General features: G+C 74.5%; 16 protein-coding genes and 1 pseudogene. 9 read left to right on the top strand and 8 right to left on the bottom strand.

What is annotated here, in order from left to right:
• Positions 1–32 precede the first annotated feature (32 nt).
• Together GA0070610_RS28280 and GA0070610_RS28275 are read left to right on the top strand one after the other, a co-directional pair.
• Complete coding sequence (locus tag GA0070610_RS28280) at positions 33–491, top strand: Lrp/AsnC family transcriptional regulator (RefSeq protein WP_089002854.1); 459 nt, start codon at positions 33–35, stop codon at positions 489–491.
• A gap of 99 nt (positions 492–590) precedes the next feature.
• Positions 591–2,474 carry a beta-propeller domain-containing protein gene (locus tag GA0070610_RS28275; RefSeq protein ID WP_089002853.1) on the top strand — a complete coding sequence of 628 codons (1,884 nt, stop codon included), beginning with the start codon at positions 591–593 and terminating at the stop codon, positions 2,472–2,474.
• A 106-nt stretch (positions 2,475–2,580) separates the two neighbouring features.
• Here GA0070610_RS28275 and GA0070610_RS28270 read toward each other — a convergent pair whose 3' ends face one another.
• From GA0070610_RS28270 to mobA, 3 genes are all read right to left on the bottom strand, one after another.
• Positions 2,581–3,687: a T3SS (YopN, CesT) and YbjN peptide-binding chaperone 1 gene (locus tag GA0070610_RS28270; protein WP_089002852.1), complete on the bottom strand. Its 1,107-nt coding sequence runs from the start codon at positions 3,685–3,687 to the stop codon at positions 2,581–2,583.
• Positions 3,688–3,767: 80 nt separating this feature from the next.
• The gene (locus GA0070610_RS28265) at positions 3,768–4,034 is read right to left on the bottom strand and encodes a DUF6457 domain-containing protein (RefSeq protein ID WP_089003792.1); all 267 of its coding nucleotides are present in this window, start codon (positions 4,032–4,034) and stop codon (positions 3,768–3,770) included.
• On the bottom strand, positions 4,031–4,651 hold the full coding sequence (mobA, locus tag GA0070610_RS28260) for a molybdenum cofactor guanylyltransferase (protein WP_089002851.1): 621 nt from the start codon (positions 4,649–4,651) through the stop codon (positions 4,031–4,033). The genes GA0070610_RS28265 and mobA overlap by 4 nt, the downstream gene beginning before the upstream one ends.
• Positions 4,652–4,702: 51 nt before the next feature.
• Here mobA and fdhD point away from each other — a divergent pair, with 51 nt between their 5' ends.
• Positions 4,703–5,575 (top strand): formate dehydrogenase accessory sulfurtransferase FdhD, encoded by an 873-nt coding sequence (fdhD, locus tag GA0070610_RS28255; RefSeq protein ID WP_089002850.1) that lies wholly within the window; start codon positions 4,703–4,705, stop codon positions 5,573–5,575.
• A gap of 140 nt (positions 5,576–5,715) precedes the next feature.
• Here fdhD and GA0070610_RS28250 read toward each other — a convergent pair whose 3' ends face one another.
• Both GA0070610_RS28250 and GA0070610_RS31625 read right to left on the bottom strand, forming a co-directional pair.
• Positions 5,716–6,411, bottom strand: a complete 696-nt coding sequence (locus tag GA0070610_RS28250; RefSeq protein ID WP_089002849.1) for a GAP family protein — start codon at positions 6,409–6,411, stop codon at positions 5,716–5,718.
• Between the two features lie 220 nt (positions 6,412–6,631).
• A pseudogene (locus GA0070610_RS31625) lies at positions 6,632–6,757 on the bottom strand (class I SAM-dependent methyltransferase); the annotation flags it as partial.
• Between the two features lie 130 nt (positions 6,758–6,887).
• On the opposite strand from GA0070610_RS31625, the gene GA0070610_RS28240 reads away from it, so the two are divergent.
• Positions 6,888–7,043 carry a nucleotidyl transferase family protein gene (locus tag GA0070610_RS28240; RefSeq protein ID WP_197697776.1) on the top strand — a complete coding sequence of 52 codons (156 nt, stop codon included), beginning with the start codon at positions 6,888–6,890 and terminating at the stop codon, positions 7,041–7,043.
• A 267-nt stretch (positions 7,044–7,310) separates the two neighbouring features.
• Here the strand turns inward: GA0070610_RS28240 and GA0070610_RS28235 are convergent, their stop codons facing one another.
• Both GA0070610_RS28235 and GA0070610_RS28230 read right to left on the bottom strand, forming a co-directional pair.
• The gene (locus tag GA0070610_RS28235; RefSeq protein WP_089002848.1) at positions 7,311–8,255 is read right to left on the bottom strand and encodes an acyltransferase domain-containing protein; all 945 of its coding nucleotides are present in this window, start codon (positions 8,253–8,255) and stop codon (positions 7,311–7,313) included.
• A gap of 245 nt (positions 8,256–8,500) precedes the next feature.
• Positions 8,501–9,007, bottom strand: a complete 507-nt coding sequence (locus GA0070610_RS28230) for a VOC family protein (RefSeq protein WP_089002847.1) — start codon at positions 9,005–9,007, stop codon at positions 8,501–8,503.
• Positions 9,008–9,032: 25 nt separating this feature from the next.
• Here GA0070610_RS28230 and GA0070610_RS28225 point away from each other — a divergent pair, with 25 nt between their 5' ends.
• Both GA0070610_RS28225 and GA0070610_RS28220 read left to right on the top strand, forming a co-directional pair.
• Positions 9,033–9,875, top strand: coding sequence for an AraC family transcriptional regulator (locus GA0070610_RS28225; RefSeq protein ID WP_392567277.1), 843 nt, complete (start codon positions 9,033–9,035; stop codon positions 9,873–9,875).
• 172 nt (positions 9,876–10,047) lie between these two features.
• Positions 10,048–11,220, top strand: a complete 1,173-nt coding sequence (locus tag GA0070610_RS28220; RefSeq protein ID WP_089002846.1) for a serine hydrolase domain-containing protein — start codon at positions 10,048–10,050, stop codon at positions 11,218–11,220.
• 6 nt (positions 11,221–11,226) lie between these two features.
• Here GA0070610_RS28220 and GA0070610_RS28215 read toward each other — a convergent pair whose 3' ends face one another.
• Entirely contained in the window at positions 11,227–12,267 is a 1,041-nt protein-coding gene (locus GA0070610_RS28215; RefSeq protein ID WP_089002845.1) for a DUF4192 domain-containing protein, read from the bottom strand.
• Between the two features lie 254 nt (positions 12,268–12,521).
• On the opposite strand from GA0070610_RS28215, the gene GA0070610_RS28210 reads away from it, so the two are divergent.
• From GA0070610_RS28210 to GA0070610_RS28200, 3 genes are all read left to right on the top strand, one after another.
• Entirely contained in the window at positions 12,522–13,436 is a 915-nt protein-coding gene (locus tag GA0070610_RS28210) for a fructosamine kinase family protein (protein WP_089002844.1), read from the top strand.
• Positions 13,433–14,446: a GTP 3',8-cyclase MoaA gene (gene moaA, locus GA0070610_RS28205; protein WP_089002843.1), complete on the top strand. Its 1,014-nt coding sequence runs from the start codon at positions 13,433–13,435 to the stop codon at positions 14,444–14,446. Before GA0070610_RS28210 ends, moaA begins: the two co-directional genes overlap by 4 nt.
• Positions 14,447–14,568: 122 nt before the next feature.
• Complete coding sequence (locus GA0070610_RS28200; protein ID WP_089003790.1) at positions 14,569–14,808, top strand: MoaD/ThiS family protein; 240 nt, start codon at positions 14,569–14,571, stop codon at positions 14,806–14,808.
• Positions 14,809–14,821: the final 13 nt, after the last annotated feature.

Here is a 14,821-nt window from a genome sequence, read left to right as displayed (position 1 = left end):
AGCCACAACCGTTGCTTCCCAGAGGCGGAACGTTGCAGATAGATGCCGTAGACCAGCGGATCATTGCGTTGCTCGTCGCGGACGCCCGCGCCTCGTACGCGGACATCGGCCAGCGGGTGTCGCTCTCCGCCCCGGCGGTCAAGCGGCGGGTCGACCGGCTGCGGTCGGCCGGCGTGATCCGGGGCTTCACCGCCGTCGTCGACCCCGCCGCCGTCGGCTGGACCACGGAGGCGTTCGTCGAGTTGTTCTGCGCCGGACGCACCACGCCGGCGCAGATCGGGGTGGCCACCCGCCGGCACCCCGAGGTGGTGGGCGCGTACACCGTCTCGGGCGAGGCCGACGCGCTCGTACACCTGAGGGCCGCCGACATCGCGCACCTGGAGGCGGCGTTGGAGCGGCTGCGGGCCGAGCCCTTCGTGACCTCGACCCGGAGCACCATCGTGCTCTCCCGGCTGGTCGAGTCCCCCGGCGTCGGTCCCTCCCCCCGCTGACCCGCGCGGGCCGCCGGCGAGACGGCACCCCGGGAGAAGCGGCGCGGAAGGGCGGAGGAAGGCCGGAACCGCCCGGCGGCCGGGCGCGTCGAACCGCCCATGACACGGGGAGCCCCCATCTTCGCGGTCGGCACGCTGGCCGCGCTCACCCTGCTCGGCGGCAGCGCGATCCCGGCGGTGCCGCCCGACCCACCGGGCCCCCGGCAGCCCACGGCCGCGCCCGTGCTGGTCTCCTACGACTCCTGCGCCGAGGCGCTGGCCGGGCTCCGCGCCGCCGCCGCAGCCTCCGTCGGCCCGTGGGGCTTCGGTGACGGCTGGCGTACGGGTGCCGCCTTCAGCGAGGCCGCGAAGGGCGCGTCCGGGTCCCGGGCGTCGGCCCAGTCCGCCCAGCCCGCGCAGGAGCACTCCACGACCAACGTGCACGAGGCCGGCGCCGACGAGCCGGACCTCGTCAAGACCGACGGGCGGCGGATCGTGACCGTCACCCGGGGCGTGCTGCGGGTGGTGGACCCGGCCGCCCGGCGGGAGACCGGCCGCCTCGACCTCACGCGGACGATGCCGGAGCTGAGCTGGGGAGAGCAGGCCAACCTGCTGCTGCACGGCGACCGGGCGCTGGTGCTGACGCAGGTCGGCCCGGAGATGCAGCCGGCGACCCGTGGCGCGCGGCCCCGCACCGCCCCGCGCCTGATCCTCGTCGACCTCGCGGGCACGCCACGGGTGCTCGGCACCTACCGGATGGACGGCAACCTCGTCGACGCCCGGCAGACCGGGTCCACCGCGCGGGTCGTGGTCCGCACCGGCCCCCGGCTGGTCTTCCCGTACGCCGAACGGGGCACCGACGCGACGCGGACCGCCGCCAACCGCGCGGTGATCGCCACCGCCGGGGTGGAGGCGTGGCTGCCCGCGTACGAGTGGACGGCCGGGGCGGAGCGGCACGCCGGCCGGGTCGGCTGTGACCGGCTGAGCCGCCCGCCCGCCTGGTCCGGCACGTCGATGCTGACCGTGCTGAGCTTCGACCTCGGCCGCGACCGCCTCGGTGACGGCGATCCGGTCAGCGTCGCCGCCGACGCGACCACCGCCTACGGCACCGGGTCCAGCCTCTACCTCGCCGGGGAGCGGCCGGAGACGACCCGGCCCGGCCCGCCCAGCGGGGGCGTCCGGCGGCGCGGGCCCCAGGTCACCGAGATCCACCGGTTCGACACCGGCGCGCCCGGGCGTCCCCGCTACGTGGCCTCCGGCTCGGTGCCCGGCTCGCTCGTCAACCAGTACGCGCTCTCGGAGTGGCAGGGGCACCTGCGGGTGGCCACCACCACCGGCGACACGTGGGGCGCCCGCCCCACCTCCGAGTCGGCCGTCCACGTGCTGCGCCCCGACGGGGGCACGCTGGTTAGCACGGGCGCGGTCACCGGCCTCGGCCCCGGCGAGCGGATCTACTCCGTGCGCTTCCTCGGCGGCTCCGCGTACATGGTCACGTTCCGGCTCACCGACCCGCTCTACGCGGTCGACCTGCGCGACCCGACCGCGCCCCGGGTCACCGGCGAGCTGAAGATCACCGGGTACTCGGCGTACCTGCACCCGCTGCCGGAGGGCCGGCTGCTCGGGGTGGGCCAGGAGGCCGACCGGCGGGGGCGGACGCAAGGGCTCCAGGTGTCGCTGTTCGACGTCCGCGATCCGGCCCGTCCGAGCCGACTCGACCAGTGGCACGTGCCGAGGGCGTACTCCGCGCTGGAGCACGACACGCACGCCTTCCTGCACCACCCGGAGACGGGCCTGGTGGCGTTGCCGGTCGGCGACGACGTACGCCTGCTGCGGGTGTCCGGGACCGACATCGGCGAGGTCGGCACGGTCTCCCACACCGGCCCGTCGGGCCCGGTGCTGCGGTCGCTGCTGGTCGGGGACGTGCTCTGGACCGTCTCCGCCGCCGGCCTGCGGGCCACCGACCCGGCCACCGCCCGGAGCCTCGACTGGCTCCCCGTGACCTGATCCTCCCTCCCCGGCGGGTGGGGCCCGGTTTCTCGGGGTTTCCGGGCTCCACCCGCCACCACCGATCCGGGCTCCACCCCGTCGCCCACCGGTGGCGGGGCGTGGATCAGAGGTACATGCCGGTGCGGTGTTCGCCCTGGTCCCGCTTGACGGGCTTGTCGCCCTCGCCGAAGAAGCGCTTCCCGCCGAACTCGCCGTGCAGGCGGTCGTCCAGCTCGTCCGCCAGCCCGGTCATCACCTGGACCGCCAGCATGAGGTGGGTGGCCTGGAAGTTGCGGCCGAAGACGGGGATGGACGCCCACACGGTGTCGTCGGCGCAGTAGAGCCGGCCGATCGGCATCCGGTTGGTCAGCTCGGAGAGCTTCACGTAGAGCCGCTCGGTCGGCTCGACCTCGGTGAGCACCGGGGAGAAGACGTCCACCAGCGGCGGGTTGTCCCGGACCCGGACGAAGACCATCGCCGAACCGGCGCGGATGTTGATGTCGCCGTCGGAGTCGACCTGCAACCGGTCCGGCTCCGACTTGAGCATGGTCGAGACGACGGTGCGGACCTGCTCGGCGAGCGCGGCCGCGTCGTGCTCGGGCGCCTGGGCGGCGGCGGCCGTCGCGAGCGCCTCGTCCAGGTCGGCCTCCACGTTGCGGTCGGGGCCGAACTCGCTGCGCGCGGTGCCCAGCGGCTCCACCGGCAGCGCTTCGCCCTCGGCGTCGTGGATGAGGTAGACGAGGAAGGCGGGGTGCGGGGCGCCGTAGACGTCGCGCAGCGTGCGGGTGAGCAGGGCCGCCAGCCGGGTGGCCTCGGCGGTGCCGCTGTCCAGCCCGAAGTACTCCCCGGAGCCCGGCACCACGCCGGGCGGCGACCAGCCGAGCGCGATCATGTCCGCCACGGCGGCCCGGTCGAGCCGGTAGCCCTCCGGCAGGGTCGCGTTGCCGACCGCGCGGGCGGCCAGCTGGCCCTCCTCGCGCACGTCGATGCTGACCGAGTAGACCGCGTCGCCGGTGCCGGAGGCCGTCGGGTCGAGGGTCAGCTCCACGTGCGTGCCCGTGGGCAGCGCCGCCAACCGCCCGGCCAGCGCGCGGGCGAACTCGTGCCAGGCCTGGGTGACCTTGGCCCGCAGGTCGGCCGTGCTGGGCTCGTCGAGCAGGATCGGCTCGTGGTGCGCCGGCAGGATGCCGGGCGAGTCGCCGCCCGGCGCCGAGGGGTGGTCTGCCGTCATGATCGCCTCCGTCCGTCAAGGTCACCCTACCCACGGGAAGGGGGAGGCGAATCAGCCCGACCGTGATCGGACAGCGGAGGTCAGGCGGGTGTCCCGCCCGGCCGCTCGGCGTCGAGCCCCACCGGCCACTGGGCGGCCAGCGCGCTGAGCCGGGCTGCGGCGCCGGCCGGGTCCGCGCCCCGCCCGACCGCGAGCCCGAGGAGGTACGCGCTGACGGGCGCGCCCGGGCGCAGCACCTGGTGCGCAACGTCCTTGGCCAGGTCGAGCACGGCCGGCACCGGCACCTGGGCGGGGTCGAGGTCCAGCTCGGCACAGGCCGCCGTCACCCAGTCGTCCATGACCGTCATCGCGTCCACTCCTCCGCCCGGCGTACGTCCTCGTCAGTGTCGCAGTCGAACCAGGGCGGCGGGCCACCACCGGCCCACGGCACCTCGCGCACCCGCAGCCCGGCGAGCAGCGCCCTGATCGGTGCCCCGGCCAGCGACGCGACGGAGCTGCCGGGGCGCCCGCCAGCGCGCTCGGTGGCGAGGCGGTCCAGGGCGGCGCGCAGCGGAGCCACCCGCCAGACGCCGCAGAGGGTCTGCCGCCGGCCGTCGACGTCGACGTAGCAGGCGCCGTCGTGGCCGGCGTCGAGGTGGTCGAGCAGCTCCCCGACCGCCGCGCGGGTGAGCAGGGGCAGGTCGGCGGCGAGCAGGGCGACCACCGGCGTACCGGGGTCGAGCAGGGCCAGCCCGGCCGCCGAGGCGGCGACGGGACCGCCGCCCGGCGGATCCTCCCGGGTCAGCCGCACCCCGGCGGGCACCGGTCCGGGCGGGCCGACCAGGATGCGCGGCGCGGCGTCGGCGACCGCCGCGAGCACACGCTCCCGCATGGGCAGGCCGCCGACCGTCCGGGCCGGCTTGTCGACGCCCCCCATCCGCCGCGCTGCCCCGCCCGCCAGCACCACCGCCGCGTACGCGTCCATCCGGCCACGGTAGCCGCGCGGCGGCCCGGGCCGGGGGTGCAGGATGACGGGATGGGACGGGCGACTGACCGGCGCGGCGTGCTCCGCATCGACCTCGACGCGGCGGCGGCCACCGGCCGCACCTCGGTACGCCGGCAGGACAGCCTGGCCGTGGAGGAACCGCTGGAGATCCGGGTCGGTGCGGCCGGCCCCGGGCGGCGACGGCCGCTCGCGGTGACCATGCGTACGCCCGGCGACGATCTCGACCTGGCGATCGGCTTCCTGCTGACCGAGGGGCTGATCCGCGCCGCCGACGACGTACGCACCGCGCAGCTCTGCGCCGGCGCGGAGACGCCCAACACGTACAACGTGGTGGACGTGGTGCTGGCACCCGGCGTGCCCGAACCCGCCGTCGACCCGGCGCGGAACTTCTACACCACCAGCTCCTGCGGGGTGTGCGGCAAGGCGAGCATCGACGCCGTGCGTACCCGATCGGTCTTCGCGGTGGGCGACGACCCGCTGACCGTGCCGGCGGCGGTCCTGACCGCGCTGCCGGACCGGCTGCGCGCGGCGCAGCGCGGCTTCGACCGCACGGGCGGCCTGCACGCGGCGGGTCTGTTCACCGCCGACGGCGACCTGGTGGTGCTGCGGGAGGACGTGGGCCGACACAACGCCGTCGACAAGGTGGTCGGCTGGGCGGTCCGCGAGCGGCGGCTACCGCTGGCCGGGCACGTCCTGCTGGTCTCCGGGCGGGCGAGCTTCGAGCTGACCCAGAAGGCGTGGATGGCGGGGGTGCCGCTGCTCGCGGCGGTCTCCGCGCCGAGCACCCTGGCGGTGGAGCTGGCCGAGGAGGCCGGGCTGACGCTGGTCGGCTTCCTGCGCGGCGACGCGATGAACGTCTACGCCCGCCCCGACCGCGTGGCCACGGCCGGAACAGCCACCTGACCCCGCGTCGTGTGCCGGGCTCGACGGCGGCGGTGTGGTCCTCTCCGTCTCGATACCACAGAGGCATTTTTATGCCCCACAGGTATCAGCGTTCCGGCGGCAGTGGTTCGCCAGGCCTCACATGCCGTTGAAATGCGCCCCTAGCTGAACAGCCCCAGCCGGAACGCGGCGTCGCGGGCCAGCAGGAAGCCGGCGATGCCGAGGACCCAGCCGAGCATGCTGCCGGAGGTCCGCATGATCCAGGCGTTGAGCCGGGCCAGCACCGGCTCGATCAGCCTCGGCAGGGTCACCCGGGCCGCCAGCAGCAGCACCGCCGGCAGCACCATGACCAGGCAGTAGCCGGCGAGCAGCCCCACCATCTCGGCCGCGCCGAGACCCGAGGTGGTCAGCAGGCCGACCGCGCCGAGGTACGGCAGCATCGTCGCCACCTCCGCGAGCGCGGCGAGCAGCGCCAGCCCCACCAGCCACCGCGCCGAGGAGTCGCCGGCGGTGGCCCGGTCCCGCCAGCGCAGCACGCCTCCGCTGCGCGGACGCCGCTTGCCGTCGTAGCGGAAGCTCAGCACGAACAGCCCGACCCCGAGGACGAGTTGGGCCCAGAGCACCGGCCGGTTGTCCATCGCCCCGCCGAGGACGTCGGCCAGCCGGCTGCCGCCGAGGGCGAGCAGCAGCCCGACGCCGAAGTAGAAGACGACGATGGTGCCGAGGTAGCCGAGGATCCGGCGGGCGTTGACCGGCCCGGGTGCGAGCAGCAGCCAGACGGGGATGAAGAGCGTGCCGATGCTCGTGCTGTCGACCAGGGCCAGGCCGGCGAGCGTCAGCAGCAGTCCGACACTCATGCGGTGCTCGCGGTGGGTTGGGGCACGGAACCATTCTGTGCCGGCACCGTACCCGCCGACTCGGTCCGTGGAACGAACGTCCCCTACATCTTTCGACGGAGAACGCCATGCCGTCGCTCCCGGTAGTGGCGCTCCCGGAGGCGGTCCTCCCGGTAGTGGCGTGGTCCAGCGCGGGCAGGTCGCTGTCCGCGCCGAGCAGCCACGTGGTGTTGACCGTCGCGGCGTCGAGGGCGGCCTGGCGGGCCAGGACCAGCATGTCCGGCTCCGGGTCCACGCCGACGACGGCCCCGACCCGGGCGGCGAGCGGGAGGCTCGACTGGCCGGTGCCGCAGCCGAGGTCGACCACCGTGTCGTCGGCGTCGAGGCCGAACGCTCCGACGAGGGCGTCGAGCACCTCGGGCGGGTAACCTCGCCGGTGCCTCGCGTAGTACGTCGCCACCTCGCCGCTGGCCTACTGCCGTGACCACGGAGTAGGAGTGATCGTCCGCGGCTTGCGGAACACCACCGACCTGCAGAGCGAGTACCAGCTCGCCGCGATGAACGAGTCGCTCGGTGTCCCCACGGTGTTCCTGCCCGCGCAGCCCGAACTGGTCACGGTGTCTTCGACTGCGGTGCGCAGGCTCAGGAATTGACCCCTCGTACACGCAGCCGCAGACGGCCGGAGTGGGGCTGGGGTGCCACCTTCTGTTTCATAAGCCGTGACTGGCTGCGCCGGATCTCGACGACGGCGTGTAGTCCGTTCGCCCGATACCACACGGGTATTTTTATGCCGCACAGGTATCGGCGTTCCCGGGGGAGTGGTTCGTCAGCTTTGCGCGCCGTCCAGGTCTTCCGCCTGCCGGAACGCCGTCGGAACGCGCCAGGACTGCGATCCGACCGCACCGCTTCTAAAACACGCGCTAGAACGGGAAACGGCCTCGGCGGATGCGCCAGTGGCGGCCGGCCTTCAGGTGATCGACGATCGCGCGCTGGAGCACGGTGTGGCGCGGCAGTTCGTCGAGTGGCGTGGTCAGGGTGCGGAACACGAACCGCAGCACCTCGACGTCGGCGTCCAGCCCTTCCGGCTCCTCGTAGGGCTCCAGCTCGAACATCCGCTGGAACCGGACGATGTTGGAGTCGTCGGGCAGGTACTCCAGTAGCTGCGGGTCGAGCAGCCACAAGCCACAGGCGAACGCGGTGTAGTGCTCGTCGGGGAAGTGACGCGGGAAGAACGCGCGGGCTTGGTCGAGCGACGCCGCGACCGCTTCCGAGGTGAGCGGCCCCGCCTCGGGGATGTGCAGGTCGAGGGCGGTGCCGCCGCGCTGGTGTTGCAGCCGGCCCAGCTCGTAGAGGCCGCCGCGGGCGTGCAGCGTCAGCCAGCTCTGCATGACCGGCCAGCCCTCGCGCTGCATTCGCCGGTCGATCGCGAGGTTGCGGCCCAGGTCCGCGAGGGTCGCCCACGAAACGGCGTCGGCGATGCCGTGGTCGCGGTGGTATCCCCTGACAGCGTCGAGCAGGGCGAGGTACGCGTACACGTAGAGATGCCGCCAGGCGGGACCCCGCTCGCGCGGCAACTCCGGACCGGGCGGCAGCCAACCGTGGCCCCCGAGATCGGCGCGGACCAGGGCGATCGACCGGTCGAGCAGCCAGCGGAGCTCCGGCGTCCAGAGTGGGGAGTCGGAGTCGGGCCAGCCCGCCATGATCTCGGCGGCGTCGTCCGGCCGTACCGCGAGCCGGTCGAGGATCGCGGGCGCGTCGGCCCTGGCGGGCAGCGGAGCCGACGGCCGGTCACCGGCGAGCCGGTGTACGCGTTCGACGTCCTCGACGGGCACCCCGAGCCGGGCGGCGGTGTCGTCCAGGTCCACGCGGACGACCCTACCGGCCGGTCGGCGTCTCCCACGGCCCCGTACCGCTCGGGTCGGACCCGCCTGACAACGGCCATGGCTCGCGGGACAGGGCTAGGGATGCCGACGTGCGAAGAGGATGCCGCCGAGCCTGCTCTCGGGCGAGGTCACGACCGTCTCGTAGGAGTCCCTGGTGTCCCGCCAACCAGCCTTCGTTCCTCACGCCCGACACGTTAGGTCTTCCAGGCGACGCTCGCCTTTTCGTGTCAGCTCGCTTGGTTCTGCTGCTCGGCCCATTCGGCGACCCGTCGCGCGCTCTCCTTCTCGGAGAGGTCCTCCACCCGGGTCATGACCGACCACCGTACGCCGAAGGGGTCCCTGATGCTGGCGAACCGGTCGCCGGACACGAAGGTGGACGGCGCCTCACGGACGACGGCGCCGGCCGCCTCGGCCCGGGCGACGACCGCGTCCACGTCCGGGCAGTAGAGGCCCATCGAGTAGCAGTCCTGGTCCCCTTCGGGTGCCGCGACGAGCCCGTAGTCGGGCATCGGCTCCCCGAGTTGCAGCAGCCCGTGGCCGAAGTCGAGGACGGCGTGGGCCACGACTCCGCCCATCTCGGTCACGTCGACCACCCGGGCACCGAAGATGTCCCGATAGAAGTCGATGGCGCCGCGTGCGTCGGGGATCGCCAGGAAGGGGGTCAGGCTGGTGGCGCCGTGCGGCGTACCGTTCGTGGTGTGCTCACCGTCGGCGGCTCGGCTCGTTGCAGTCATGTGACCGATCGTAGGAATGGCGGGCGTGGGCCGGCTTGAAGATTCGCGCCAGGCGGCCGGCACGGATGCGGCGAGCCCACGGGGTGTCCTCTACCCGGCGCGGCTGCCCACGTTCGACCGGCTCCCGCCGCCGGATGCGGTGCGGCAGCTTGTGCGATGGTTCTGGATCCCGGAGTGGCAGATCCAGCCGGGGCGGTCCTCCCGGCAGCAGCTGATCGCCTTCCCCGCCTGCAACCTCGTCGTCGAACCGGACGCGGTCGGCATCTCCGGACCGACGACCGGCGGTTCGTACCGTGACCTCACCGGCACGGGCTGGGCCGTCGGCGCCCTGCTGCGGCCGGCGGCCGTACGCCATCTCGTCGCGGATCCGGCGGCCCTGCGGGACCGCTACGAGGCCGTGGACCTACCCGTCCTGCACGAGCGGGTGCACCGCGAGATGACCGGGCCGGGCGACCGGCAGACCCGGCACCGCCGGGCCGTCGATGCCTTCGCGGGGTGGCTCAGCGACACGATCCCACGGCCGAACGACGAGGCGCTGCTGGCCAACGCGATGGCCGAGGCCATCGACACCGATCCGACGATCCGGACGGTCGAGGATGCCGCCGTACGCGTGCGCCTGTCCACCCGCTCGTTGCAGCGGCTCGCGGGACGGTACGTCGGGCTGCCGCCGTCGACGATGATCCGTCGGCGTCGGCTACAGGAGGCGGCCGAACGCCTGCGTACCGACCCGGACACGACCCTGGCCACGGTCGCCGCCGACCTCGGCTACAGCGACCACGCCCACCTCGCCAACGAGTTCCGGTCGGTACTCGGCCTCTCCCTGAGCAGCTACCGACAGCGGGCCACGCGCGAGGAGGACGGGGGGTGACAGGACGTCGCCGGACCTGATCTGCCGCGCGGCCATGCACGCCTGCCACGTTGGTGTCCCCGAGGTCGAGCCGCTGCCACGGATGACCGGGTTATCCCCGATCGTCCGATGCGGGTGCGCCAGGGGAATCTCCCCGATGCCCGGCCGGCACCGGGAGGCAAGGCTCGATGTCATGAGAATCGTGAATGGCCGGACCGCTCTCGTCGCGACGGCGCTCGCCACCGTGCTGACCGTCGTGACCCCGGGCGCGGTCACCGCCGCACCCCCGGCCCGCTCCGCCGCCGGCTGCCGCCCCGGCACCCTCGACCCCGGCCCACTCCGGCAGGCGATCGCCGGATTACCCAACTCCGACGCCACCAGCGCCCAGGTCCGGATCATCACCCCGGACGGCTGCTGGACCGGCGCCACCGGCGTCCGGGACCTGCGCAGTCAGGCCCCCGTGCCGCCGCACGCACGCTTCCGGATCGGCAGCGTCACCAAGGTCTTCACCGCCGCACTGGTGCTGCAACTGGTCGCCGAGGGCCGCATCGGCCTGGCCGACCCGGTGCAGCGTCACCTGCCCGGGCTGCTGCCCGCCGACTACCCGACCGTCACCGTCCGCCAACTGCTCGACCACACCAACGGCATCCCCAGCCCGACCATGCCGGACGGCATCGAGTGGCAGCTCGCCCACCGGTACGACAGGTGGACCCCGGAGCAGATCGTGCGACTCGGCCTGCGCAACCCCAGGCAGTTCGCACCCGGGACGAAGCAGCACTACACCAACATGGGCTACATCGTCGCCGGCCTGCTGGTGGAGAAGGTCACCGGCCACGCGTACGCGCGGGAGCTGGACCGGCGGATCGCCCGCCCGCTCCGCCTGCGAGACACGTACGCCCCTGGCGACGACCCGCGCATCCTCGGTCCGCACGCACACGGATACCAGGCCGTCGTACGCGACGGAGCCACCGAACTGATGGACGCCACGACCTGGAGCCAGACCTTCACCCCCGCCTCCGGCAACGTCATCTCCAGCCTCGCCGACCTGGACACGTTCGTCACCGCGCTCTTCGCCGGCCGGGTCGTGCCGCCGGCCCAACTGGCCGAGATGTTCACCCTGCCCGCTGTCCCCGACGTCTCCGGTGGTCCGGCCCGCTACAGCGCCGGGCTCACCGCGTTCCCGCTGCCCGGAGGCGAAGTCCTGTGGATCAAGACGGGCTCCCGGTTCGGCTACCTGACCGGCGTGGCGTCCACCCGCGACGGCCGGTTCCGGACGCAGTACTCGATCACCGGGACCGACGCCAAGGGTGAGGAGCTCAGCCGTACGGCTCAGGCCGTCATCGGAGCCGCGCTCGGGATGCTCTGACGGGAGTCAGCGGGGGCCGCGTCGGCTGCGCCGGCGGCGTAGCACCCCGGGCGTTTCCACCGCCGGCCAGCCGTCCAGCTCCGACGGCGGCACGCCCCGGCGCAGCAGGTCATCGAGGAGCAGCGCCATCGAGTGGCCGGGGTGCTCGGCCAGGGCCCGCTCCAGGGCCACGGCCGCCAGCGCACCCTGCCCCGCCCGCCACGCCGCGAACGCCAGCAGCGCGGCCGGCACGGCGATCAGCTCCGGCTCGGCCCGGCGCAGCACGTCGGTCCAGAGCGCGATGTCCTCGTCCCGCCCGTCGGTGCGCTCCCAGGCGTGGTCGCGTACCGGCACCTGGGTCAGCAGCACGCTCAGCCAGGCGACCTCGTCGTCGCTGAGGCGCTGCCCCCGCCGCTGCCGGCGCAGCGCGGAGCGTACCGCCGCCGTCCCCGCCGCGCGGACCGCCCGCCCGCCCCGCGGGTCGGTCGCGGGCTCCTGGTCGAGCAGGGCCGCGAGGCGTCGCCCGGCGCGGGCGGTGGCCCGGCGTACGGCCGAACGGGCTTGACCGGTCACCGGGGCGACCTGCGCGACCAGGGCGGCCCGGTCGGGCAGCGCGACCTGGCCGGCGAAGACGGCTGCCGCGCTGACCTCGCTCGCGCCGACGTCGTAGGGGGTGCCGTCGGGCGGGCAGCACGCCGGCTCGGTGCAGAGGTACGACCAGTAGCGGCCCTCGGTGACGCGCAGGGCGTCGAGCACGGGGAGCCCGGCGGTGGTGAGCGCGGCGCGCACGGCGTCGACCGCCGGGGTGACCAGCGGCGCCGGACCGTAGCCGAGGACCGTGGCGGTCTCGGCGTGCTGCCGGGCGACGACGCCGGCGAGGTGGCCGGCAGGGTCCCGCGGGTCGGCGAGGTCGGGCAGGTCCGCGCGGGCGGCGAAGGTGATCCGGCGGCCCCGCATCGCCACCACGACGACGCTGTCGGTCGGGTGGAAGCCGAGCAGGAAGGGCACGGCGGCGATGAGGTCGGCGGGGGAACGGACGGCGAGCCGGGGGCGGTCGGTCGGGGTCATGGCTGCAGCCTGCGGCGGGGGCGGATCGACTGCCGGCCCCTGTGGACGACACACGGGTTATCCACAGACACGGAGAGTATCTATGCAGCTCAGCCGATTCTCGCCCCTCGGACGCCACCCCCAACGGGCACGCCCCGCACCGAGCCCCGGCGATCTTGGAGCTAACAAGCCCTCTGCGGGGCCGAAATCGTCCAAGATTCACGACAGCCCGTTTCCGGCGGGACGGGACGCCGTCGGCGCGTTACCTTGCGCAGATGGATCTGGCGTACCTGCGGGCACACCCGGAGCACCTGCCGACCTTCCTGACCCACCAGCGGATCCGGGAGACGCCGGTCGCCGGTGGCGACATCTGCGCCGCGTCCCGGCTCACCCTGGACGACGGGCACTCGGTCTTCGCCAAGACCTGGCCGGAGACCGCCGGAGGACCGGTGCCCGAGGGCTTCTTCGCCGCCGAGGCGGCCGGCCTGCGGTGGCTGCGCGAGGCCGGGGCGGTCGCCGTACCGGAGGTGGTCGTGGCGCTGCCCGGGCTGCTCGCGCTGGAGTGGATCGAGCCCGGCGAGCCGACGCCCGAGGCGGCCGAACGGTTCGGTCGCGAGCTGGCGGCCCTGCACCGGGCCGGCGCACCGGCGTTCGGGGCCGACTGGGCCGGCTTCGTCGGGTCCCTCCCGCAGGACAACAGGCCGGACGACGGCCCCTGGTCGCGCTGGTTCGCCCGGTGCCGGCTGCTGCCCCACCTGCGCCGCGCGGTGGCCGGCGGCGGGCTCACCGACGTCGAGGCCGTGCTGGTCGAGCAGGTCGTCGAGCGGATCGGCGAGTTCGGCGGGGACGAGCCGCCGGCCCGGATCCACGGCGACCTCTGGCCGGGCAACGCGCTCTGGGGCGCGGACGACAGGGTCTGGCTGGTCGACCCGGCGGCGCACGGCGGGCACCGGGAGACCGACCTGGCTCAGCTGGCCCTCTTCGGGGGCGCACCGCACCTCGACCGGATCCTCGCCGCGTACGCGCAGGAGTGGCCGCTGGCCGACGGGTGGCGGGAGCGGGTGCCGCTGCACCAGCTCCACCTGATGCTGGTGCACGCCGCCCTGTTCGGCGCGGCGTACCGGGATGCGGTCGCCCGTACCGCCCGGGCGGCGCTGGCCGGGCTCGGGCGCGCTACCGTCGACGGGTGACCGCCGCCCCGCCGACCGCCGGCGTCCTCGCCGACCGGTACGGCCGCGTCGCCCGGGACCTGCGGGTCTCCCTGACCGACAAGTGCAACCTGCGCTGCACCTACTGCATGCCGGCCGAAGGGCTGGCCTGGCTGCCCGGCCCGCAACTGCTCGACGACGACGAGATCGTCCGGCTGGTCGGGGTCGCGGTGCGCCTGCTAGGCGTCACCGAGGTGCGGTTCACCGGCGGGGAGCCGCTGATCCGGCCCGGCCTGGTCGGCATCGTGGCCGCCGTGGCGGCGCTGGAGCCGCGCCCCCGGATCTCACTGACGACCAACGGCATCGGGCTGGACCGGCTCGCCCCCGCGCTGCACGCCGCCGGGCTGGACCGGGTGAACGTCTCGCTTGACACCCTGGATGCGGAGCGGTTCGCCCGGCTGACCCGGCGCCCCCGCCTGGCGGACGTGCTCGCCGGGCTGGCCGGGGCAGCCGCCGCCGGGCTCACCCCCGTCAAGATCAATTCGGTGCTGATGCGCGGCGTCAACGACGACGAGGCGCCACCGCTGCTGCGCTTCGCCCTCGCGCACGGCTACGAGCTGCGGTTCATCGAGCAGATGCCGCTGGACGCCCAGCACGGCTGGAACCGCGACACCATGGTCACCGCCGACGAGATCCTGGCCTCCCTGCGCGGGGAGTTCGACCTGACCCCCGACCCGGCGGAGCGCGGCGCGGCGCCGGCCGAGACCTGGCTGGTCGGCGGCGGCCCCGCCCGGGTCGGCGTGATCGCCAGCGTCACCCGGCCGTTCTGCGGCGACTGCGACCGCACCCGGCTCACCGCCGACGGGCAGGTCCGCGCCTGCCTCTTCGCCACCGAGGAGTCCGACCTGCGCGGCGCCCTGCGGGCCGGAGCGGACGACGACGAGCTGGCCCGGCGCTGGCGCACCGCGATGTGGGGAAAGCGGGCCGGGCACGGCATCGACGACCCGGCCTTCCTCCAGCCCGCCCGGCCGATGTCCGCGATCGGAGGCTGACCGTGGCGGCACCGACGCACGCGGGCCGTACCTGGGCAGCGGCCCCGGCCCCACCGGCGCACACAGGCCCGGCCGAGCCCGAACCGACCCCGGCCGAACCGGCTGCCGGCGCCGGGGCGCCGCTGACCGTCCGCTACTTCGCCGGGGCGCGGGCCGCCGCCGGCCGGTCCGAGGAGACCGCATCCGGCGGCCGGTCCCTGGACGAACTCCTCGTCGAGTTGACCGAACGGCACGGCGAACGGCTCGCCGCCGTGCTGAAGGTGGCGAGTTTCCTCGTCGACGGCGTGACCTGTCATGATCGGCGGGCACCGCTTCCGGCCGGGGCCACGATCGACGTCCTGCCGCCCTTCGCGGGCGGCTGAGGGAGGCGCACAC

This window comes from Micromonospora echinofusca, from assembly GCF_900091445.1.
Taxonomy (GTDB): Bacteria; Actinomycetota; Actinomycetes; order Mycobacteriales; family Micromonosporaceae; genus Micromonospora; species Micromonospora echinofusca.
Note: the sequence above shows the minus strand (reverse complement) of the source record. Positions and strands in the feature narration are given on the sequence as shown.